Below are 22,422 nucleotides of genomic sequence, written 5' to 3'. Positions count from 1 at the left end.
AGATGCATAAACGGCTAGCGTTCATCGACACCCTTAGGGGCATTGCCGTGTTGTCGGTGCTGTTCCAGCATGTGCTCGAGGTGATCGTGCAGAAGCACCCCACCGGAGCATATTATTGGAGCTTCCACGACGTCATCGGTTACTACATGAACTTCGGTCGGTTCGGCGTCGTGCTGTTCTTCTTCGTCAGTGGCTTTGTCATTCCATTCAGCTTTCCTGACAGTGCGACCCCCGCAAAGGACTTTGTTATAAGCCGCTTCTTCAGGCTCTATCCGGCCTACTGGACCTCGATCGTAGTCGGGCTCGTCGCAATGGCGGCGCTGGAATCCCAAACCTATTCGATGTCGCAGATCACCGCCAACGTGACTATGTTGCAGACCTTCGTGAATGTTCCCAATCTCTGGGTCTTTTACTGGACGTTGGCCATCGAGCTTCTGTTCTACGTCGGATGCACGATCCTATTCGCGATGGGCGTGTTGAACCGGCCGATGAGTGCTGTCGTCATCGTCGTGGCCGCGGCGGTGATCGGGACAATTGCAGCGGTCTTTATCGAGAGCAGAACAGTATCGTCGCTGATGGAGGTCGGGCTGAACCTTTCCGCGATGTTCCTTGGCAAGATCGTGCGTGACGCGGTCGTCGGCGGGAAGTTGAGGTGGCCCCATGTCGTCGGCTGTACGCTGCTTTACGCCGTCTTCGCCATCGTTCTGGCCGATAGGCGGTTCGGCGGCGTCTATCAGGAGAATTTCTTCTACAGCTATTCCATTGGATCGGCCTATGTCTTTGCCGCGCTCGTTTTCATTGTCTTCGCCGCGTTTGGTGAGAGGATGTCCTGGCGCCCGATGGCATTCGTCGGGGTGATCAGCTACTCGGTCTATCTCATGTCACCGTTCGTGATCGTGCTCATCAATCGACTCTTTTGGGTCGGCGATGGACCAGCGGGGTGGGCGGCATTTGCCGCCGTGATCCTCGCGCTCTCGCTCCTCGTCAGCTGGGCGACATACACATTCGTCGAAAAGCCCAGCATTTCGTTTGGGCACCGATTCCGCTCGGTGCGCCGGAGGTTAGTACCTCTTGAACCGTCGTACGGTACGCAGGGTGCCGCGGAGTGATCAAACAAACGCAGAAGCGGAGTATTGCGCAGGACGGATGTTTTGTTCCATCCGTCCAAGGGCTTCGCGGCGTCGCTGCGCTGAGCGTCTTGATGGATCACTTCTATGATATGCCAAAAGGGGGCGTGTATGACGTCCCCGATCCCGGCTTTTTGCCGCCGCTTTGGCCCTGGTTGCAGTCTGTCATCAACGTCGGCGGGCATGGGGTCGAGCTGTTCTTTATGATCAGTGGCTTTCTGATCCCGGCAAGCCTGATACGGCACGGTTCATTGTCGCAATTCTTCTTTGATCGGATCTTGCGGATCATGCCGGTCTTCCTCGTCCTGCATATCGCACTGTTCGTAGTTGGGCCTGTTGTCGGTTACAAATTCTTCCGGGGAATCGACGCTGGAAGCTATGTCGCGGTCTTCGCGTCCAATCTGCTCTTTCTGCAGGATTTGCTCGGGCTGCCGATCGCACAACAGAACGCCTGGACGCTAACCTATGAGTGGGCGTTCTACATCTGGTTCGCGGCAAGCTTCACCGCACTTAAGTTTGGTGGTCGAACAGTCGCGGGTCCTCTGGTTCTGATCGGAGCGGCTTGCGCGTTTCACTGGCCGATTACGGCGTTCTTCTGCATCGGCATGCTTCTCAGCGCGGTAAAGTTTCGCATCAATGCGCCTGGGGCGCTCGGCCTGATCGCTGGCTTGGCCTGTGCCGTCGCAATGTATGCGGGTCTCACGCTGTCCCATCCTTTCGCGAGCCTTCTGCCGGGCTTTCTGCTGTTTGCGATGGTGCTTGCGCCGGAGTCGGGCGTCAGCCGCGCGCTAAGCACGGCACCGCTGCAATACGTGGGTAAGGTCAGCTACAGCCTTTATCTGGTGCATCCCTTTGTACTATTCCCGTTGCAGGTCGTTGGGCTGAAGCTTGTCGCGCTCGGCGTAGACCGTTGGTTGCTCTGGGCGGCGTTCATTGGTCTGGGGGCGGTCATGTCGCTGATCGCGAGCGCCATAAGCTATGAACTGATCGAGGTCAGGTTACGTCGGGTGCTGGACAGATACTTGCGCGGTCTGTTCATCCGTCCTTCGCCGGATATGCAGCACTCCGTCTCCGCGGGGACTCACGCGATACGGCGATAGCAGGCAGCCAGATCGTCGGCGATGTGGTCCCAATTCAGCTGATTGGCCGCCGTCTCTCTGGCGCCGTCGGTGAGTTGCGCCGACAGCGATGTCGATGTCAGGACGCGCTCGAGCGCGTCCGCCAATGCCGTCGCATCGCCCGGCGGGACGAGAAGGCCATTTACCCCGTCGGTCACGACGTCCGGAATGCCTCCGGTCGCGCTCGCAACGACGGGACGATGGTTGCCGAAGGCCGATGCGAGCACGCCGCTCTGCGTTGCATCCTTGTAAGGTAACGCAATGATTTCCGCAGATTGGAAGAGAATGCTCGTATCTTCGGGCGAAATGTAGCGGTCGATCGTTTCGACGGTTGGCATCATGCTCATGCGCGCCGCAAGGCGTGTCATTTCCGGCCCGCGACCTGCCACGATCGCGTGGTGGTCGACGCCGCGCGCGGCAAGGATGGCGATCGCATCGAGGAAGACGTCGAGGCCCTTGTAGGCCCACATCCGCCCGAAGAAGAGAATTCGTCCTTTGGTGGCCTGGACCGGCGCTACATCAGCAGGCGGAACCATCAGCACGCCGTGTATGGATGAAGTTATCCCGCCTTTGTAGTCGGGCGAAGCGCGCCTGAAATCTGCGATGCAACTCTCACCGTGTACCGTAATGTGCGTCGCGGCCGCCCTCATTCGTCCTCGCAAGGATTCCTCTGTTGAGTTCGTCCCCGAACCGCCCTCCGAATGGGGAATTGCGTCATGGACTGTCAGGACGCGCGGCAGATTGGTGAGCCGAAGCAGCTCCATCAGACCGGCGGTAAAGTATTCCGGGCACTCGTGGCAATGAACAACGTCCGGACGAAAGGCGAGGACGTCGAGGAAGGAGGTCGGAAGCCCGATCGCTCCGTACCGCCGCAGGCTGAGGTCGCGCACTCTCGCGTCGAACGGCGCCGACGACGCAATCCAGTCGAGGTTCCATTGCTGATTGGCATCCTTGCGATTGAGCACGAGGCGAACGTCGCAATGTCGCGCAAGGCCCGCCGCCAACCGGTACGAATACTCTGCGAAATGCGGCGCGTAGATTGCCACACGCAAGCGTCGGGACTTCTTGGCCTTGCCGTGCACGACGATCTCCAGTTTGGCAGCGTACCTAGATCAGACAATTCTCGAGGCCTGATGATGGCGGTCCGCCAAGATCGGACAGCCTCGAGAGCTCAATTATTGGCAAAACGCGCGTTCACGCCTGATTTGACAAGTCCGTATGCGGCGTAGCGGCTCATCTCGCGGCGCCCGGAAGGGAACGCTGCGATGACGAGCAGAGACAATGCGTAAGACAGGCCGAAGCACGCCACGAGTGTTGGCAAGTCACCGGCGAACCGCGCCATCATGAATTCGCGCAGCAGGTGAGCGCCTGCTATTGATACCATGGCGCCAACGAAGTGCGGCACTATCGATTGAATGGCGTCGCGATGAGCGATCGGACCCTTGCGTCCGGCCAACCACCACAGAACCGGCGTCCGCAGGCATTCGCTGATCGAATATGCCGCAGCCACACCCACGGGTCCGTAGGGCAGGCCGCAGAGAAATGCGATGACGGATGTGGATGCGACGAACAGTCCCCATTTCATATATTCTTGAGAGCGCCCTTGGCTGAGAAAAAGCCAGTTCGCGGGGCCATTCATGGTTTGCAGGAGTGCCGCGACGCTCAAACCGATAAAGATCGGTGTCACGTCGCGCCACCGATCGCCAAGCAGCGTTTCGACCAGAAGACCGGCGGTCGAGATCATGAAAGCGACGCCCGGCAACACGACGATATAGGCGGGAAATACGGCGCGACGGTACGATTGGCGGTAGCGGTCGGCTTCCTTCAGAAGGCCCGAGAGCGTCGGAAGCATGATCCGGATCATCGGATTGGTGATTTGCTGAAGCGGAAAGAGCAGCAGCCGATAGGCGCGATTATAGACACCGAGGGATGCGGCGCCCCACACCTGCCCGATCAGAACGCTGTCGATATTGCGGGAGACGAACTCAGCCAGATTGTAGCCGGTGACACCCAGACCAAATGTCAGCATCCCGCGCGAGTGCCGGATGGATGAGGGACGCGACGGCAACCATCCCGAACTCAACCATGCCCCACCAGCCAGAACAACACCTGACGTCAGGCTGCCCGCGAGAATAGCCCAGTAACTATGGTACAGCAGTGCCATCAAGATAGAAGCCCCGAGCCCCGACAGTGCTGCCAGCGATTCGAGCACGGCTAGCGTCCAGAAACGCATCTGCCTGGTCAGGAGCGATAGATGTTGAACGTCAGCGCCGCTCAGCAGGAGAGTCAAGCTCATGCCTGCGGTCAGTGCCGCCAGCTTGGGCTCGCCATAGAACGCCCCGACGAGGGGCGAGAGCGCGATGAGGGTTAGCGCAAGCGCGGCGCCGACCGAAAGGTTGACCCAAAACAGCGAACTGAGGTCGCGTTGGCTGAGCGACTCCTTCTGCACGGTTGCGTGTCCAAGTCCGAGATCCTGAAACAGGATCGCAAACGCAAGCACCGGCGAGGCCATCGCAAAGATGCCAAAATCGACCGGTGTGAGCAGCCGGGAGAGGATGATCACGGATCCGGCCTGTGTACCAACGCGTACTATCTGGGTGACGATGGCGGCGAATGCTCCAGCGCGAACCCTTCGCGCGTGGATTTCTTCGGAGTACCGCGGATTGAGATCTGTCACTTCCGTATCCTATGGATGGCTCGCCGTCGCCGGTCCGAAGCTGGTGTGAATGCCGCTAGCGCACGCCGGCCGTCTGCGGAGCCTCGACCTCGAGAACATCGGGCTTTGCTGACGCTGTCGGCGTGACCGGCCGAGGGGCTGCAGAGCCGAGCCGGTTGATCCAGTCGCGTGCTGGACGTTCCGCATAAGCGTAGGTTACGTCAGCGGCGATCGTGAGAAGAATGCAGCACGCGAGCACGAAGAGCGGAAACTCGCTGGCGCTCAGCGAGAAATGCTTCCACAGGGGTGCGAAAACCAGGATGATCAGGACTTCATGGAGCAGGTAAACTGCATAGGACGTGTTGCCGAGACGGGCTAACCACGTAGCGCCGGGAACCCGATCGAACGCACTCTCTCCGATCGCGGTCAGAAGGATCGCCAGCGAGAACAGAATGATCGCGAGATCCGGCTTGGCGAATATGTTGAGGATCAGGACCGCCAGAGCGAAGACCGAGACACCGGCGAAGATCACGATCCTTTTGCGGTAGTTGCCCGATAGTCGAAACAAAATTGCCAAGAGAATGCCGTTCAGGAAGCTCGGCAAGGCCCTCAGCATTCCATAGTCGAAGTTTGCACCATACATCTGGGACCGTTCTTGCCAGATGGGAAGATGGCCATGGGCCAGAATGCCGTAGGAGGCGGCGACGACCAGCGCCAAGATCAGCGGCGATACGCGTCGCGCGAGATACATCAGGAGCGGGAACAAGAGATAGCAAAACAGCTCCGCGCTGATCGACCAGGCTGGCGTGTTGAAGCTCAGATGATCGGTGACGCCCCAGGCCTGGACCAGGAACAGGTTGAAAATGAAGTCCGATGCGCTGGCGCCCGACGTCGAGCCTTGAATTCTGGCAAGAGCGAGTCCGACGAACGCCAGCAGGGTCAGCAGATGCAGCGGATAGATCCGCGCGATCCGGCGCTGCATGAAACGGCGGTAGGAGTGACCTTCAGCCGACCGCGCCGGATAGGAGTACGAGATGACGAACCCGGAAAGGATGAAAAACATATCGACGAAAAGTCCGAACGACCCGTTCCATGCCGGAGAAATGTTTCCGTCGATAGTCTTCAGGTGAAAGACGAAGACCCCAAGAGCGGCAACGAACCTGTAGAAATCGAGGACGACAAAGCGTCGTGGTTCGTTGCCATCCATACCGATGCATCGCGTTGATGAAGACCGCCGGCGATCCTAGAAGGGAATTGTGACGCAAGTTCGCACAATGGTGCGGCGCGGCGCAACGGTGCATTGCGTCGATGATGCGGCAGACCTGCTCCGAAGTGCGCGTGAACTGCTCAAGGAAAGAGCAGGCGCTTGAATGATGATCGGAGGATCGGTTCGTGGGACCGATCCGATCCTCCGATGTCACGGAGAAGCCGAGAAGCTCACGCCTGCCGCGTTGCCTCGATCAAACAAAGGCAAAGTCGTGACTGGTCAGGTTGGCGACGTATTGATTCTTGATCAGGATCGAGTCGTTGGTGGAGAATTGGATGGCCACGTCGGTTCCCCATTGCGACATTTGAAGATGGCTGTAGTCGGGGGCCAGCAGCTTCGAAAGTTCGATCACATCGTGAGTGGCTGCATCGCCCGCCTTGAAGTTCAGGATCTGATCATGGCCGTGCTCGTAGAGCACAGTGGTTGAATCGGGCGCGGTCGAGAACAGATCGTCAGCATTTCCGCCTTGAATGCCAATTCCGGCGGCGACCGCCGTCACGTTGTGCGTGCCGTCGGGCTTCTCGTCATCGAAGAACTGCAGCGCGCCGGCCGGGCTATAGTTTTCGTGCTGCGTCGTGCCGGTCTGTCCGTTGAAGTTGAACAGCAGCACATCTTTGGTGCCGTCGGCATTGTTGGCAATCTCCTGCGTCTTGGTGCCAGTGCCGTCGTAAAGGTCAGTCAGCGTGCTGCCGTCCTTGTTGACGACCTGCGTGTAGTCCAGGGTGCCGTCGGCATGGGTCCGTGTGACCGCGATGACGTTTCCAGCGGAATCCAGGTGCTGGTGCTGGGTGGTGTATGTCTGGCCCGTGACGTTATAGCTCCAATTGTCGGAGCTGCCGTCGGGGTTGGTGATGTATGCGGCGGTCTTCACGCCGCCGGTGTAGTCGGTGGTGGAGCTATAGCCGTTGGTCTGGGTGGTGACTTCAGTCGCTAGCGTTCCAGTTGCATCATACCAATCCGTCGTCTTCGTACCATCGGCGGTCTGCGCGAGCGTGAATGCGAGGCTATTGTCCGCGTGGGTGCGCACGATATCGGTAAGAAAGCCGGTGGAGTCATAAGTGTCGTGTTCGTTCGCATAGGTTTGACCGGCGACATTGTAGAGGAACACGTCTTTTGAGCCGCCGGCGTGATAGTCGGTCTCGTTGATCTTCGCGCCTGTTGCATCGTAATTGCTGACTACGCTGCTGCCGTCGGCATTGTTGATCTGGTCATAGTCGAGCGTGCCGTCGGCATGGGTTCGCGTGAGCTCAGCGAGGGTGCCTGACGCATTCAGGTGCTGGTGCTCAGTCGTGTAGCTCTGGCCCGTGATGTTGTAGCTGTAGTTGTCCTGGCTCTGATCGGCGTTGGTAACGTAAGCGCCGGTCTTCACGCCGTTCGTGTATACCGTCGTTGAATGGGAGCCGTCGGCATTCTGCGCGACCTCGCTCGTCAGGGTGCCGGTGGAGTCGTACCAGTCGGACGTGTAGGCGCCGTTGTTGGTTTGCGACAGCGTGAACGCCAGGCTGCCGTCGGCATGGCTGCGCACGAGGGATGTCAGGAAGCCCGTGGTATCGTAGGCGTCGTGCTCGGTCGTGTAGCTCTGCCCGCTGATGTTGAAGAGCCACAGATCCCTGCCGCCATCGGCATGGAAATCGGTCTCGCTGCTTTTCGTGCCCGTGCTGTCGTAGGTGGCGACGACGCTGCTACCGTCATTGTTGATGACCTGCGTGTAATCAAGCGTCCCGTCGGCATGCTCGCGGGTGACGGCCGTCACATGGCCGGTGGGGTCGACGTGCTGGATCAGGGTGCTGTAGGTCTGGCCGGTTACGCCGTAGCTATAGTTGTCCTGGCTGCCGTCGGGATTGCGGACATAGGCCGCGGTTTCGACGCCATTGCTGTAGAGTGTGGTGGAATAATAACCGTCGGCCATCTGAACGACCTCGGTCGTCAGATGTCCGCTGTCGTCGTACCAATCGCTCGTCTTGGTTCCGTCGGTGCTCTGGGCCAGACCAAAGGCGCGGCTGCCGTCGGTGTGGGTTCGTTGCAACGATGTGAGAAAGCCGTTGCTGTCGTAGACATCGTGCTCGGACGCATAGTTCTGCCCGATGATATTGGAGGTCCAGACGTCCATGCTGTGGTCGGCGTGGTAGTCGGTCTCGACCTGTTTGACTCCGCCGGCGTCGTAAATCGTGATCGCACTGCTGCCATCGCTGTTGAACACCTGCGTCGAATCGAGGGTCCCGTCCGCATGGGTTCGGATCACGCTGGCGACCCGTCCCGTTGTGTCGAGATGCTGCTGCTCGGTCGTATAGCTCTGGCCGGAGATGTTGTAGGCGTAATTGTCCTGAGTGCCGTCGGCGTTCTTGACATAGGCCGCCGTCTTCTCGGCATTGGAGTAGAGAGTTGTGGAATAATAACCGTCCGTCCTCTGGACGACCTCGCTGACCACGACGCCGGCGCTCGTATAGCTGTCGGTGGTTCGCGTGCCGTCGGCCGTCACGTGGACGAGGGTCGTCTCGATGCCGTTGGCATAGCCGATTGCGTCCTGCGAACCGTCAGAGTGGGTGACTGTCGTCGTGAAGGGGAGGCCATTGGCGTCCAGGCCGGTATTGGAGTCGGACGTAAGAGTTCCCGTCGAATCGTAGGTGAGTGTGTTGCTCCATGTCGCCGCGGAGTTGGTGACGGAGAATGAATAGCCGCCCTGGATCTTCGCCAGGGCGTTCGTGTCGTGCGAGATGATGTAGTTCATCGTCGCCTGTGAGGCGACCGGCAGCACGTGAGTGTCGGTTAGCGCGATCGACTGCAGGGTATCTGAGTCGTTCAGAGCCGAAAGCTGCGGTACGATCTCGGCCGCCGTGCCGCTGACGGTCGGCGGTTCGCTCGCGGGAACAGTCGAGCTCGCAGGTGCATCGATTTCAACGATGAGGGGGTGATCGCTGAGCGGAAGCGTGATCGATGACACGTCGGCATAACTGGCGATTGCCGTCGTCCCCGTCATCGTGTCGTATACCTTGACGGAATGATGCACGCCGCCGAGATTCACGGTGACGGTCTGCGTCGGGTTGGATGTTTCCGTATCGGTGGTGTCGTTCCAGAGCGAGGGCTCTGCCCAGACGACGAGCTCATAGGCGCCGTTGCTCTTGCCGAGCACCATGCTGTTGCCGGAGTCCGGCATGTTGCTCAACGTGTAGTTCAATGGATCAGTCGGCTGATGGCCGCCCGTGCCATCGTCCGCCAGAATGGTCGTCAAATTGTGGATCGCCGTCGCCGCGAGCTTCGGGGTGCCATCCGAATGGAACAGACCGTATTTGTCCTCCGGGTTGGTGTCGTTCGTGGACGAATTCCGATCGAACAGCTCGTAGAGATAAGTCGAGCTCACGCCGGCCTTGTAGGCGTCGACGAGCGTGTTCAGAATCGATTTCGCCTGCACCGTCTCGTCGACACCGAGATATTGGGTGTCGGCCTGCGTGGTGTAGCCGGTCTCGGAGATGACCACCGGCTTGCCGGGGGCCGCTGCCTCGACAGCGCTCAGCGTAGCCGCGATTGAGCTCGCAGTCGTCGAACCCGTGCTGACATAGGCGTGGGCGTTGGCATAGTCGACCGAGCCGGACATGTTGCCGAGCTGGTCGTATCCTTGCGGATCGTTGTAAGCGAGCGATAGATTGTAGACCGGAATGTTCGAGAGAGTGCCGTCGGCCTTCACCGCCTGGTAGAGCAGGCTCTGAAATTGAGCCGCAGCACCAAGGCTGGAGCTACCGTTGTAGCTGAAGGGCTGGTTGTTCGCCTCGTTGAGCCCCTCGATGGCGCTGATGCTGCCCGGATGGCTTGCCAAAAACTTATCGAGTGCGGCTACATAATCCTGAACACCGGCCGAGCCCAGCTGGGGCAAGGCTGATGACACGAGGAAGTCGAATTTGTAGCCCGCAGCCGCCAGACCAGCGACGACCGGTTGTGCGGCCGGATTGGTCGCCATCGCGTCGCGTAGATGGGTGACACCAAGGTACTTCAGGTCGTCGTCCATCATTGCGAGATTGTTGTAGTCGGTCCATCCGAAACCGGCATGCGTGTTGACGCCGATGGAATTGATGAAGCCGCTGGCGGAGAGGATGGTTTGATCTGACGACATTGCACACTCGAGTTGTAGAGAGCGAACGGAATTGCCCGCGGGATTGAACGCGACTCTCGATTTCGAATGTGAATTTCAAATAAAGATCGACGTGCAAAAGTGCCCAACCCGAGTTCCTTGTGCAGGAACAGATGTCGTGCCGACAGGCGTGATATCGAAGCGTTGTCAATCTACGATGGCACGACGACGGCGCTTTCAAGAATTTTGCAGTTCGCGCTGCTGAATATGTGCGCATGCCCGTGCGGGATTCGTCACGAGGTCGCGTTGCGTAGCGCCATTTTCAATGGCGAGCATAATGGGCGGACAACCGCAATGGTTGAGTGGCGAAGCGCGTTGCTTTTCGGGTTGATGCCGCTTTTGGTCGAAAGCCGGCGGTTCCTGACTTGGAACTTCGCGGTCAGCCGCGGCGCGCCAGCATGAGGAAATCTCCGCGCCAGGCTACGGCGGCAGTGGCGAGAGCTGCGATCAACACCTTCCCCGCGAGCCATAGCGGTTGCAGCGGCACGGATGCCAGCGATCCGATGAGGAACGCTGCGGCCAGGGCCTGAATGATGAGGATCGCGTGGGGCACGGCGCGGTATCGGACTGTCGGGCCGAGTGCCAACAAGATCACGAGTCCGGTTGCGACCGATGCGCAGGCGACGGCACCGCGCGACGACAGGCCGGCTGCCACCGCAAGCGCGGACGAAAGCGCGACAAGCACCAATTGGCCGGATGCCACAATGACGAGGCGAGTTGCGAGCTTCTCCAGATGGGGGACGATGGCGGCCGTGCCTTGGAGATGCATGTGCAGGAAATAGAACAGGGCCACTGCGGGAGCGGTGGCGAGAAAGCCGTCAAGGCTCTCTTCCGGCAGAAGGATGTGAGCGGCATCCGGAATGAAGCCGATCAGTCCGCCCAGCAGCACGATCGTCGTGCAGATCATGAATTCGAACATTCGCCGCGCCGAGTCGACTGAGCGGGCGGTTCCCCCGCGTTCAAAGTCCTGAACGACTTCCGGATAGCTGATCGTGTGGATCGCCGCGTTGAGGACTCCAAAAGGGCGCTGCAGCAGGTCGAGAGCGACCGAGAAGCCGGCACCGGCTCCGGTGGCTCCCAGCCGGCCGATGATGATGAAGCGCAAAAGCACGGGAACGGACATGTGTATGACAGATGCTCCAGCCGCCACCATGCCGTAGCGGCGAAACGCGGACCAATCGCTCAGCATGGCTGAAGTCGGCGCCCGCTCGAGCTTGGCCCGACCTGTGATCAGGCCCGCGACGAGGCCGACGACATGGCCGGATGCGGTGCCGAACAGCGCCGCCTCCGCGGTTCCGGAGAGCGCCGCACCTGTGACGGCGCCGAAAAGAAGAGCGGTCGCGCGCAAGGCAAGGAGACAGGACGAAAGGCCGAGCCGGTTCGACAGGCGAATCGTCAGGAAATACAGGTCGGTCAGCCCCTGAAGCACGGCGACGCTCAAGCCGAGGACGATCACTTCGGGCGTCAATGGGCTCATCAGGGAGGCACAGCCGCCGACCACGATCAAAGCCCCCGCGCTCAGGAGGCCAGCCGCGAACAGCGACCATCTGAGCCGCGCAGCGTCGCGGTCGCCGGCGGCCGCGAGGAAGCGAAGGCCGGCAAGCTGCAGCCACTCGAACATGAGCACACAGAGGAGCTGGCTCGAGGCGAGTGCCAGCGAAAAATGAGTGTAGTCGACCGCCGTGAGCAGATGATTGATCGCAAAGATCAGAAGAATTGCGGTTGCGCTCTGATAGACGTAACCGGCAACGGCGAAGAGTCGAATCATCTTGGTGTCGAGGTGTCGTGGCCAAGTGATGCACAGAAAAGCACGCGGAACCGCCTCGGCATGTCAGTGCGTGACTCGCCGCGCATAATCCCGCCGCGGCTGGGTTTCGCGCAATTGCTCGTAAAGTTTCCGGTAGGCGGCAACGACGTCGGGGAACATCCATCGGTTGTTGTCGCTCGCCAGGCGCTCGCTGATCTCGACGATTTTGTGCGGGTCGGCTGCGATGGATAGCATGCTGCGGGCGAGCGACGCCGGGTCGGCATCGGTGAGCCATCCCGTTACGCCGTCCACGATTGCCTCAGGCATTCCGCCAAATCGCGTTCCGAGCAACGGTCGGCCAGCCGCCTTGGCGTCGGCGACGACGAGCGGACCGGGGTCATGCCAAATCGATGGTGCGATCACGACGTCGATCGCCCGATAGAAGTCATCGGGCGAGACAAATCCCAGAAATTCGACGCGCGCGTTCGGGGCGATCGCCCGAAGCCGCTGCTGCTCGTTGTCACTGACCCGGCCGGCGATCAACGTCTTGAAGCGTTCGCGCGGCAGCGTGGCCAGCGCGCGCATCAGGTTTTCGATGCCCTTTTCCTCGGTGATGCGCCCGATGAATCCGAATGTCACCTCTCCGGTGCAGAGCGGTCGAAGATGGGGAGCGCTTGGCGGCGCCGTCGAGGCGTTATGGATGACAGTACGGATCGGCGTATCGGCAAACAAGCCAAGATCCGTGTGGATCGACAGCACGCGTGCGCTGACCCCGACCACTGCACTTAGCCAATGTGTCGCGCGTTTGCGATGATAGGTCAGCAATGCGCAGCTGGTGCAGGTGTGCTCGCAGGATTTGCCTTTGGCAAACCGGGAGCAGCGCGGGCAGGTCAAATAATAATCGTGGATCGTGTGAAGGACGGGAACGCCGAGTTGCGCCCCGGCTCGCCAGATCGCAGTGGTCAATCCGGACAAATTATTGGAGTGGATGATGTCCGGTTTGAACGCGTGGATTCGCTCCTCGATCATCGGCGCCTGGATCTGCCAGTCCTCGATCGCATGCCATATGCTGCGCAGCGCAACGTTCTTCGGCTCGTTGAAAGGCAAGTAGACGTTCTGCACGGGGGCGGTGTAGATATCGATGCCGTTATGTGCTTCCGGGCGTCGATCGTCTGAAGTGGCGGTGCGGACAACTTCCACTTGGTCGCCGCTCTCCGCGAGGCCTTCTGCGAAACGGCGCGCGAATATTTCTGCTCCTCCAACGACCATCGGTGTCTGGGGCGTGGGATAGAGTGAGGATGTCAGAAGAACCTTCATTGTGCCAATCTCATTGTTGAAAGCAAAGGGAAGTCGTCAGGATCATTCTGCTTGGGGCCGCATGCTCTCCCGATATCGCTCATCTCTCGGCCCGGACTTCGAAGTCGAGCGCGGCAGGCGAATTCGCTCGGATCAGGAGCGGTGTGCTCGAGATCGGCATCCAAACTCCGGACGCGGGCCTGGTCGAAGCGTCGCAAGGGGCGCCGTAGGTTGCATTGGGCGCGTCGGATCGTAGCCGAACCACGTGACGCTGGTTCGGATCGCTGGACCAGAGCGCAATCCGCTGGCCAGCTGGCGTTGATGCGACGATCGAAACAACTCCGTCTGCTAATTTCCTTTCTTGCGCATCGGTGCTCGATCGGACAAACGCCCAGGCGTCGCGGACCGCGCAGGCTGCGGGCTTTGGCGAATTGTCAAACCGATAGAGCCCGAAATTGTGCTCGAGGTCGGAGGCATCCGTGCCGCTGTCCTTGAGCTCGTAGAGCCATATGCCCTTTAACCAGCGCGATGCGGTCGAGGCCCAAAGGACAAGCTGGGCCATGTTGTCTGCTTCGGCCTGCTCATTGACGCCGCATTTGTTGGCTGCCGTGGGCCAGCCGGCCTCGGTCAAATAGATCGGAAAGGTCGGGTTGCCGCTGGCGTCGCTGACGAGGCGGTGAAATGCGTTCAAGCGATCGATGACTTCCGCTGAGGTGCGCTTGGCCGGACCCATACAGAAATTGTAGAGGTGGATCGAGGCGCCATCAGCATATTGAAGAATGCCCGATCGCAGCATCCGCTCGGTCCACGTCCAGCCAGGGTCGTCGCCAATTGCACCCACAACGAAGGGAGCGTCAGGCGCGGCCTGCTTTACGCTGGGCCGAACCGCCTTTGCCAAGGCAAGATAGTTGTCGACCGAGAACGCAAGATCCTTCTTGGCCGCCAGATTCCATTCATTCCAGAGCTCGAAGATCGGACGCTCCGGGGCGACCGAGCGCGCCGCGGCCGACGCATAGGCGGCAAACCGCCCGCGCGCTTCGTCCGTGGTGGGTGGCATCGAATTCGGGACGAGATGATGCCCGAATGCAAGAATAAGGAAGGGCCGCGCGACGCCGGATCGGATCTGGGCATCCAGACGGCCGAGCTGCGGGGGAAAGCCCATCCGACCGCCGTCGTGCTCGAAATCGGACCAGGGAAAATCGTCGCGAAAGGCGTTCAGGCCCAGTTCCTTGATCTGGCCGATATTGGTCGCCGGCACGTAGCCGCGCGGGCTGACGGGACCGCCGAGTCCCTGATGAGTACCGACACCAAGCAGCAACCGGCGGTCCAGCGGCTGAGAAGCTTGAGCGAACGCGCAAGAGATCGACAAGCCGATTGTAAGGAGCCACACGACGGTCTGTCGAGCGGCGCTGCTGCTCAAGGTGCTGTGCATCATCTAGATCGCGCCCACCGCGGTCCTCGCTCGTGAGGTCAGGGGATTTCCTGACGCCGGTCCTTTTCTGGTGGCTTCGCCGTGCCTGGGATTGCGTCCATTCACTTCAAATTTTGCTCGGCAGGTCCGACTGCAGCCCGGGTCTGCTTTTCGGAACGAAGCTCGTGGCTCTGCAGCACGTCCATATAGACTTGCTGAAGCTGACGATGCGTCTTCTGCACGTCGTAGAACTGCCTGAAGCGATCGTAGCCGCGATGCCCCAACACCTTCAGGTCGAGATCTAGCATGCGCTGGAAGCCCTGGACGAGCTGGGTGGCGGAGACCGGCTCGCAGAGCGTACCCGTCACGCCGTCAACCACGATTTCCGGAAGTGCGCCGATGCGAAACGCGAGGATTGGCTTGGCGGCACGCATGGCTTCCAGCGCGACCAGACCGAAAGCCTCCCAACGCGAGGGGATCACAACCAGATCTGCTGCCTCCAGATGACCCTCGATCTCGCGGCGATCGAGCCAGCCGAGCAGTGTGACGTTTGGAGGAACGGCGGGTCCATCGAACTTGCCGACGACCGAGGCGCCGACAATGCGCACATCCAGCACGTCTTGGAGCCTTGTTGCCGCTTCGATCAACAAATCATAGCCCTTCTGCCGATCCAGACGCCCGATGAAGAGCACCTTGGTCTTCTTGGATGGCCAGGCCGATGGCCAAGTCGCTGCCACTGCTTTGGGGTCCGGGCGTGTTCTCGAGATGCCATTATGTACGAGCGTGAGGCGATCAACTGAGATCCCCGCGCGAATGGCTTCGTTGAACTCATCGGCTGAGATGCAGATGATCCGGTCGGTCGTTCGCGCCAGAACATTCTCGGCAGCTTTCGCAACCTGGTGACTCAGGCGGCCCGTCTCGCGCGAGAATGCCCAGCCATGTGGACAATAGATGACGCCCGGTGCTTGGGGCCTTGCTGCGAGCGCGGGGCGAAGAACGAGGCCAGCAAACGAGGAGTGTAGGTGGACGACATCGGGTTTCAATGCGTCGATCGCCTGCAGGCTCGCCCGCAGCATCTGGAAGAGACCCGCGACGCTGCGGCCGGGTCGCTCGAATGTCGTTATACGGTCGTCATCGATGGCAAGGTCACCGCGATGATCGGACGGTACGACGTAGTGGACGTTGCCGACGCCGAAGCTTGCTTCTTGTTGTGGATGCAGCTCGTTCAGATAGCTCGCAATTCCGCCCCGGATCGTCTCAGCGACGTGCAGCACCTTGAGCGGCCGTTGGAGCGAGCCTGACATCGCGAAGTCCCTTCGTTGTCGTCAGCAGAATCCCGTTAACGTTCCTCCCAATACGGAGCAATATTTTGACGGCGATGTGGTGTTGTTGCGCCGAGAATTTTTCGTTCGCCACTCGCCGCGGAAAAAGTGAATTTGATTGGAACGAAAAATGGCGGCGAGCATTTCATGGGGTTGCGCGTGTCAGTTGACCTGTCGGTCCGACAGGAATTGGAGCAATGAATCTGCAGAGCGTTGCCATGAATACATCGCAACGCGCTTCTGCTGCTTCATACGCTCGTCCTCCGTGATGCTGCCTCCTTTCAATCGTTCCTGCATGCACCGGCGCAATGCAGTCGCATTTGTGGCGTCGAAATAGGCAGCCGCATCGCCGCAAGTCTCCCTGACTGCGTCGGCGGTCGATGCGATCACAGGACATCCGAACAACATGGCTTCGAGCGGCGGCACGCCAAATCCTTCATAGAGGGATGGAAAAACGAATGCTGAAGCGCGCGCATAGAGTGCGGCGATCTCACTGTCGGTCAGGCGACCTGCCAGGATCACGTTTGAGTCCGCCTCGCCCAGATTGTCCTGGAAGACGCTGTTGTTGTGGCTGCCGACGATGACGAGTGGAACGTCGGGCCGGTCCAACAGATGCACGGCTCGAACCGCAACCGAGAGATTTTTGTTCTTTGTTCGCGAGCCGATGAAGAGAAAATAGCTGTTGGGGTCGAGGCCCAACCGGTCGAGAATGGTGTAATCCGGCTCGGTCGAGGCGAAGTGCTCTGCGCTGTTGGGAAACACCGGAATCGTCGAAGCGCTCAGATTCAGAGTTGCGGCGAGCTCCTCACGCGAAAAATTTGAGACCGTCGCGATGGTTGCACACCGCGCAAGCAGCCGATCGATCGTCCGATGCACCGTACGATAGCGCCAGCCGAAGAAATCAGGACGGCGGAATATCTGGGCATCGTGAATGACCACGATTTGGTCACGATGCAGCACGGGGCCCGAATTTGCCAGGCTGATCAGGCACCCGCTCTTGGTCGCGCGTGCCAGATCAATCTGGTCCCAGGCATGTCCGCTCAGGCGCCCAACCTTTTCAATCGCGATCTTTTCGAGCGCGGGCAGGTTGTGCGCATCGGGAGGAATCATCAATCGCCATTGTGCATGTTGTAGTCTCACCGGGAACCGACCCGAGGTCAGCGCGAGGTCCAAGGCTTTCACGATTTCGAGGGCATAGCGTTGAACGCCGGTCAGCGCCTGAGACAGGAATCGGCCATTGATGAAGAAGGTCTGGTTCTTGCAATTTGCGTAAGAGCTTTTGGAGTTCTGTGTGGTCATGATGCTCGGGCGTTACATGGAGCGGCCAGCCGATGACCCGTACAAAGCAGGGGTTCGGCACGGAAATATGACCAGGCAAAAATGCGCCATGGATGCTGGCACCAGGTTCCTGCACACCGGTGCGGGCTTCATTTACGAGGGGTGCTCGCCGCAGGGCTGACTCATCTTGCAGGGCCCGATCCTTTGCCGCGCCAATATGGGCGCGCAAAGGCGATTCCAATGCGCTATGGTTCGCCCGAACAATGTGGTTGTGTCGCGCACATCAGCCGCGCTGCCCTGGAGTTGTCATGACCGATGATACGCACACGATCCGCAGTGGCCGCCTCGGCGCCACCGTCAAGGCGCAAGGCGCCGAGATGTGCTCGCTGAGGCACGAGGACGGCACTGAATTCGTCTGGCAGGCAGGTCCGGCCTGGCCGCGTCACGCGCCCCTGCTGTTTCCGATCGTCGGGCGTCTCGCCAATGACGAATTGCGGCACCGGGGCAAGACGTACCGGCTCACCCAGCACGGTTTTGCGCGCGACAACCGTTTCGTCTGGGCGGAGCGCGGCGACAGCCGCTGCGTGCTGGTGCTCGAGGACAGCGAGGCGACGCGCGCGCTCTATCCGTTCGCATTCCGCTTGACGGCAACCTATGCGCTCGACGACAGAGGTCTCGATCTCACGCTCACGGTCACCAATACAGGCAAGGAGACATTGCCGGCATCGCTCGGTGGTCATCCCGCCTTCAACTGGCCGCTGCAGGCAGGCGTGACGAAGGAGAGTTATGCGCTCACCTTCGCTCAGGCGGAGCCGTCGCCTATCCGTCGTGTCGAGGGTGGGTTGATGCGGGTAGCCGCAGAGCCGAGCCCTGTCCAAGGCGCGGTGTTGCCCTTGTCCGAATCTCTGTTCGTCGATGACGCCGTGATCTTCGATCAGATCAACAGCACTGCGGTCCGCTACGCTTCCCGGGATGGCGGCGGGCCCTGGCTCGCAATGTCCTGGCGCGGCTTTCGTGAGCTCGGCGTTTGGTCGAAAACATCAGGCGCGCCGTTCCTCTGCATCGAGCCCTGGCGCGGTTATGCGAGCCCCATGGGCTTCGAGGGCGAATTCGTCGACAAGCCCGGCCTGATGCACATCGCACCAGGCGCGGAGGAGCAGTTGTTGTTCCGAATCGAGGCCGGAGCGTCCTGAGCCGGACGGCCTCGCCGGGTCATCAACCGGCAGCCAAGGCACACCCAGCGCGCAAGAAACGCCGGCGACATGTCGAGGCCGTCGCCATGCGAGACCAGGTCGGCCGTGATTTTCCAGCGGCCGGTGTCGACCGCGAGGCAAGCCGCACCGGCTCTCAGGCGCTCAGCGCATGCCTGCCGCGGGAGCTGCGATGATCGGTTGGAGCGTGGAGCGGCTCGATCCGACGGACGTCAGGCGGCGCGCAAGATCCTGCGCGCGCCGTTCGATCAGGTACCAGGTGGCGCGCGCGACGAGATAGCTCGAAGCGGTGGTGATGACATAGACGAGCAGCAGCGATGCCAATCCATCGGCGAACGGCCAGAGCCGGTGCAGGCCGTAGATCACCGCGAAATGCGACAGGTACATCGAATAGGAGTTGCGGCCGAGCGCCTCGATCGGCGCGAAACGGAGTGCAAGACGAATGCACCAGAACACGAGCGCGCCGAGCGCGAGGTTGATCAGGAGATAGTTGAACTCGTGCGCCCCGGTTGCGCGGTTGGCGACGAAGGAAAGTGCGATGAAGCCGGCGAGGGTCGCGGCGTCCGACTTGGTGAAACCATCGCGCAGCGCGAAGAACAGCGCACAGCCGACCAGGAAGATCGGCAGCTGGTTCAGGAAGCTGATGTGCAGCGCGGTCCAGACGAAGGATTCCTGATCCGGCCCGTAATAGGCCAGGAACTGCTCGAACGCCCATGTCTTGAACAGACCGACATTGACCAGGTGCAGCACGATCGCGAGCAGCAGATAGAGATTGCGACGCGATCCGAATGCCGTGATCACGAGCGGGAAGACGAGATAGAACGTCATTTCGGCGGCAATCGACCAGTCGCCCGGCACGACGCTGTTGACGCTGTCCGGCCAGAAGCCGTGCAGGAATGTCGCCGTCAGGATCACCTGAAGCGCTCCGATGCCATCAGGCGCGTTGTAGCTCGGTCCGGTGCCGTTGATGAAAAGATAGACCGGGATCGCGAGCCAGAACAGCGGCGCGATGCGCAGGAAGCGGCGGATATAGAATTTGCGCGTCGCATCCGCCTCGTCGCGTCGTGTCCACATCAGGCACATCGTGATGGCGCTGACGAAGTAGAATATGTCGACGCCGGTCCAACCGTACAGGAGGGCGTCGTCGAGCGCGTGAATGTGTGACGGAAAGGATTGCGAAACGTGGATCGCGATCACGGCCGCGATGGCGATGCCGCGCAGGACGTCGAGCGTGTGCGAACGGCCGAACGGCGCCGCGCCTGTATCGGTTCGACCGGCCAACCAGGCCTGCCCCTGCATCACGCTTGCTCCGTGGTCTTGCGCATCTGCCGCGCTTGCGAAGTGAAAGCATAGAGGCCGCGCCAGCCGAACCGAAGCGGAAGCCTCTTCTTGCGTTAACCAGCAGTCAACGGCCGCCCGCGCTTCCGGATCTCGATTCTGGATGTCGTTGTTTCGGCCGCGCCCAGCTCGGCATTCCCGGCCTGGGCACAGGTTGATGCCGACAACAGCACCGCCATCACGACGTGCTTCCACGTCGCGTCGAGACTTGCTTGTTTCGGATCCCGCCGCATCGAGCCCGTCCTACGTCATTGGCGTTAACATCCGATGTGCCGCCGGGGCTGCCGCCGGTCGGAAGGCTGTCCGGTGCACCCGGCCATGGCACGATCTCGGGAACGGCCACCCGTCATACGTGTTGTGGTTTGGCGCCAGCCCGCCCGATGCTATGGTGGCCCGCAATCTCTTCATGACAGGACGAGGATATTTCAGTGGCTGATGTTCATCCCGCGGCGGGCAAGCTGGCTTCGCCGAACGCGCTCGCCAACATTCCGCGGCTCGTGACGGCCTATTTCGCTGGCATTCCGGACACGGCAGACCCGGCCCAGCGGGTGGCGTTCGGCACTTCGGGCCATCGCGGCACCTCGCTCAAGAACAGTTTCAACGAGGGGCACATCCTCGCGACGACGCAGGCGATCTGCGACTACCGGCAGGAAAAGGGGCTGACCGGTCCACTCTTCATCGGCATCGACACCCATGCGCTGGCCGAACCGGCGCTCGTGAGTGCCGTGGAGGTGTTCGCGGCGAACGGCGTCGAGCTGATGATCGACAAGGATCACGGCTACACGCCGACGCCTGTCATCTCGCACGCGATCCTGACCTACAACAAGGGTCGCGCCGGCGGCCTCGCCGATGGCGTCGTCGTCACGCCCTCGCACAATCCGCCTGAGGATGGCGGCTACAAATACAACCCACCGCATGGCGGTCCGGCCGACACCGATGTCACAGGGGTCGTCGAGAAGCGCGCCAACGCCTATCTCGCCGATGGGTTGAAGGGCGTGAAGCGCATGGACTATGCCAAGGCCCTGAAATCCTCGACCGTCCATGCCTACGACTACATGACCCCCTACGTCGCCGATCTCGGCAATGTCGTCGATCTCGAGCTCGTCAAATCCGCCGGCATCACGATCGGCATCGATCCGCTCGGCGGCGCGGCCGTGCATTACTGGCATCCGATCATCGAGCGCTACGGCCTCAAGGCCACCGTGGTCAACGAGGCGATCGATGCGACCTTCCGCTTCATGACGGTCGACTGGGACGGCAAGATCCGCATGGACTGCTCCTCGCCTTACGCGATGGCGAGCCTGATCGCGATGCGCGACCGTTTCGACGTCGCCTTCGCCAACGATACCGACGCCGACCGTCACGGCATCGTCACCCGCACCGGCGGGTTGATGAACCCGAACCATTATCTGGCGACCGCGATCTCCTATCTGTTCGCGCACCGGCCGAACTGGAGCAAGGGCGCGGCAATCGGCAAGACCGTCGTATCGAGCTCGATCATCGACCGCGTCGCCAAGAAGCTCGGCCGCAAGCTGGTCGAGACGCCGGTCGGCTTCAAGTGGTTCGTCGACGGCCTCGTCACCGGGAGCTTCGGCTTCGGCGGCGAGGAGAGTGCAGGGGCCTCGTTCCTGCGCCGCGACGGCACGGTGTGGACCACCGACAAGGATGGCATCATCCTCGGCCTGCTGGCCGCCGAGATCATGGCGAAGACCGGCCGCGATCCGAGCCAGCTGTTTCATGATCTCACCGCCGAGTTCGGCGTGCCGCATTACGCGCGCATCGATGTTGCCGCGACCGGCCCGCAGAAGAATATCCTGAAATCCGTCACGCCCGAGCAACTCGGCCTGAAGGATCTCGCCGGCGATCCCGTTCGCGCAACGCTGAGCAAGGCGCCCGGCAACGGCCAGCCGTTCGGCGGCATCAAGGTCGAGACCGATTTCGGCTGGTTCGCGGCGCGGCCGTCGGGCACGGAGGATGTGTACAAGATCTACGCCGAGAGTTTCCGCAGCACCGAGCACCTGAAGCGGATTCAGGAAGAAGCCCAGGCCGGGCTCGCGAAGGTGTTCGCGGCGTAGCTGCCGGGCGGGGCCCCAGATGCCCCTTCGAGAGAGCGGTTGCCGCATTCTCCGCTGTCATCACCCGCGAAAGCGGGTGATCCAGTACGCCGCGGCCGCGATTATGTGAACGCAATGTCGGCCGCGGCGTACTGGATTCCCCGCTTTCGCGGGGAATGACAGTGATCTCGTGGTTGTATACATTGTCTCCATAATAGGTACTGTAGTAAGCAAATAAGGGCTTGAACGATTTTCCTCCTTCGCTATTGTATACATAACGCATACAGCAGCTTTGGGAGACGCCCATGACAAAACCCTTCCCGATGAATGCCTGGTACGCCGCCGCGTGGGACGCCGAGGTGAAGCCGGCGCTGTTGCCGCGGACGATCTGCGGCAAGCATGTCGTGATGTATCGGAAGGCCGATGGCTCGGTGACTGCGCTGGAGGATGCCTGCTGGCACCGCCTGGTGCCGT

The 22,422-nt window shown here is 60.7% G+C and carries 17 protein-coding genes; 6 read left to right on the top strand and 11 right to left on the bottom strand.

What is annotated here, in order from left to right; all coding sequences use genetic code 11:
• Positions 1 to 2 precede the first annotated feature (2 nt).
• The gene (locus BM222_RS08195; RefSeq protein WP_092227791.1) at positions 3 to 1,109 is read left to right on the top strand and encodes an acyltransferase family protein; all 1,107 of its coding nucleotides are present in this window, start codon (positions 3 to 5) and stop codon (positions 1,107 to 1,109) included.
• Positions 1,106 to 2,227 (top strand): acyltransferase family protein, encoded by a 1,122-nt coding sequence (locus tag BM222_RS08190; protein WP_092227790.1) that lies wholly within the window; start codon positions 1,106 to 1,108, stop codon positions 2,225 to 2,227. Before BM222_RS08195 ends, BM222_RS08190 begins: the two co-directional genes overlap by 4 nt.
• Here the strand turns inward: BM222_RS08190 and BM222_RS08185 are convergent.
• From BM222_RS08185 to BM222_RS08170, 4 genes are all read right to left on the bottom strand, one after another.
• Positions 2,209 to 3,327 carry a glycosyltransferase family 4 protein gene (locus BM222_RS08185; RefSeq protein ID WP_244547041.1) on the bottom strand — a complete coding sequence of 373 codons (1,119 nt, stop codon included), beginning with the start codon at positions 3,325 to 3,327 and terminating at the stop codon, positions 2,209 to 2,211. The genes BM222_RS08190 and BM222_RS08185 overlap by 19 nt on opposite strands.
• Before the next feature lie 89 nt (positions 3,328 to 3,416).
• Positions 3,417 to 4,922, bottom strand: coding sequence for a lipopolysaccharide biosynthesis protein (locus BM222_RS08180; protein WP_092227788.1), 1,506 nt, complete (start codon positions 4,920 to 4,922; stop codon positions 3,417 to 3,419).
• A 55-nt stretch (positions 4,923 to 4,977) separates the two neighbouring features.
• Positions 4,978 to 6,108 carry an acyltransferase family protein gene (locus BM222_RS08175; RefSeq protein ID WP_092227787.1) on the bottom strand — a complete coding sequence of 377 codons (1,131 nt, stop codon included), beginning with the start codon at positions 6,106 to 6,108 and terminating at the stop codon, positions 4,978 to 4,980.
• Between the two features lie 253 nt (positions 6,109 to 6,361).
• Positions 6,362 to 10,273 (bottom strand): RHS repeat domain-containing protein, encoded by a 3,912-nt coding sequence (locus tag BM222_RS08170; RefSeq protein ID WP_092227786.1) that lies wholly within the window; start codon positions 10,271 to 10,273, stop codon positions 6,362 to 6,364.
• Positions 10,274 to 10,435: 162 nt separating this feature from the next.
• On the opposite strand from BM222_RS08170, the gene BM222_RS39860 reads away from it, so the two are divergent.
• Positions 10,436 to 10,693 carry a hypothetical protein gene (locus tag BM222_RS39860; protein WP_143105912.1) on the top strand — a complete coding sequence of 86 codons (258 nt, stop codon included), beginning with the start codon at positions 10,436 to 10,438 and terminating at the stop codon, positions 10,691 to 10,693.
• On the opposite strand, the gene BM222_RS08165 is transcribed toward BM222_RS39860, so the two are convergent.
• The 5 genes from BM222_RS08165 to BM222_RS08145 form a co-directional block, all read right to left on the bottom strand.
• The gene (locus BM222_RS08165; protein WP_092227785.1) at positions 10,671 to 12,059 is read right to left on the bottom strand and encodes a hypothetical protein; all 1,389 of its coding nucleotides are present in this window, start codon (positions 12,057 to 12,059) and stop codon (positions 10,671 to 10,673) included. The two genes, BM222_RS39860 and BM222_RS08165, sit on opposite strands and share 23 nt — an antisense overlap.
• A gap of 63 nt (positions 12,060 to 12,122) precedes the next feature.
• Positions 12,123 to 13,355, bottom strand: coding sequence for a glycosyltransferase family 4 protein (locus BM222_RS08160; RefSeq protein WP_092227784.1), 1,233 nt, complete (start codon positions 13,353 to 13,355; stop codon positions 12,123 to 12,125).
• 79 nt (positions 13,356 to 13,434) lie between these two features.
• The gene (locus tag BM222_RS08155; protein WP_244547040.1) at positions 13,435 to 14,652 is read right to left on the bottom strand and encodes a hypothetical protein; all 1,218 of its coding nucleotides are present in this window, start codon (positions 14,650 to 14,652) and stop codon (positions 13,435 to 13,437) included.
• A gap of 215 nt (positions 14,653 to 14,867) precedes the next feature.
• Positions 14,868 to 16,049, bottom strand: coding sequence for a glycosyltransferase (locus BM222_RS08150; protein ID WP_244547039.1), 1,182 nt, complete (start codon positions 16,047 to 16,049; stop codon positions 14,868 to 14,870).
• Positions 16,050 to 16,229: 180 nt separating this feature from the next.
• Positions 16,230 to 17,366, bottom strand: coding sequence for a glycosyltransferase family 4 protein (locus BM222_RS08145; RefSeq protein ID WP_092227782.1), 1,137 nt, complete (start codon positions 17,364 to 17,366; stop codon positions 16,230 to 16,232).
• Between the two features lie 287 nt (positions 17,367 to 17,653).
• On the opposite strand from BM222_RS08145, the gene BM222_RS08140 reads away from it, so the two are divergent.
• Positions 17,654 to 18,538: an aldose 1-epimerase family protein gene (locus BM222_RS08140; RefSeq protein ID WP_092227781.1), complete on the top strand. Its 885-nt coding sequence runs from the start codon at positions 17,654 to 17,656 to the stop codon at positions 18,536 to 18,538.
• Positions 18,539 to 18,700: 162 nt separating this feature from the next.
• On the opposite strand, the gene BM222_RS08135 is transcribed toward BM222_RS08140, so the two are convergent.
• Both BM222_RS08135 and BM222_RS40920 read right to left on the bottom strand, forming a co-directional pair.
• Complete coding sequence (locus BM222_RS08135) at positions 18,701 to 19,855, bottom strand: acyltransferase family protein (RefSeq protein ID WP_092227780.1); 1,155 nt, start codon at positions 19,853 to 19,855, stop codon at positions 18,701 to 18,703.
• A gap of 95 nt (positions 19,856 to 19,950) precedes the next feature.
• A complete protein-coding gene (locus tag BM222_RS40920; RefSeq protein ID WP_177243078.1) occupies positions 19,951 to 20,127 on the bottom strand; it encodes a hypothetical protein in 177 nt (58 codons plus the stop codon).
• A 195-nt stretch (positions 20,128 to 20,322) separates the two neighbouring features.
• Here BM222_RS40920 and pgm point away from each other — a divergent pair, with 195 nt between their 5' ends.
• On the top strand, positions 20,323 to 21,969 hold the full coding sequence (gene pgm / locus BM222_RS08130) for a phosphoglucomutase (alpha-D-glucose-1,6-bisphosphate-dependent) (protein ID WP_092227779.1): 1,647 nt from the start codon (positions 20,323 to 20,325) through the stop codon (positions 21,967 to 21,969).
• A 284-nt stretch (positions 21,970 to 22,253) separates the two neighbouring features.
• On the top strand, positions 22,254 to 22,422 hold a 169-nt coding region (locus tag BM222_RS08125; RefSeq protein WP_143105911.1), incomplete at its 3' end, for a Rieske 2Fe-2S domain-containing protein.

Origin of the sequence: Bradyrhizobium sp. Gha, assembly GCF_900113735.1 — a bacterium.
GTDB lineage: Bacteria > Pseudomonadota > Alphaproteobacteria > Rhizobiales > Xanthobacteraceae > Bradyrhizobium.
Note: the sequence above shows the minus strand (reverse complement) of the source record. Positions and strands in the feature narration are given on the sequence as shown.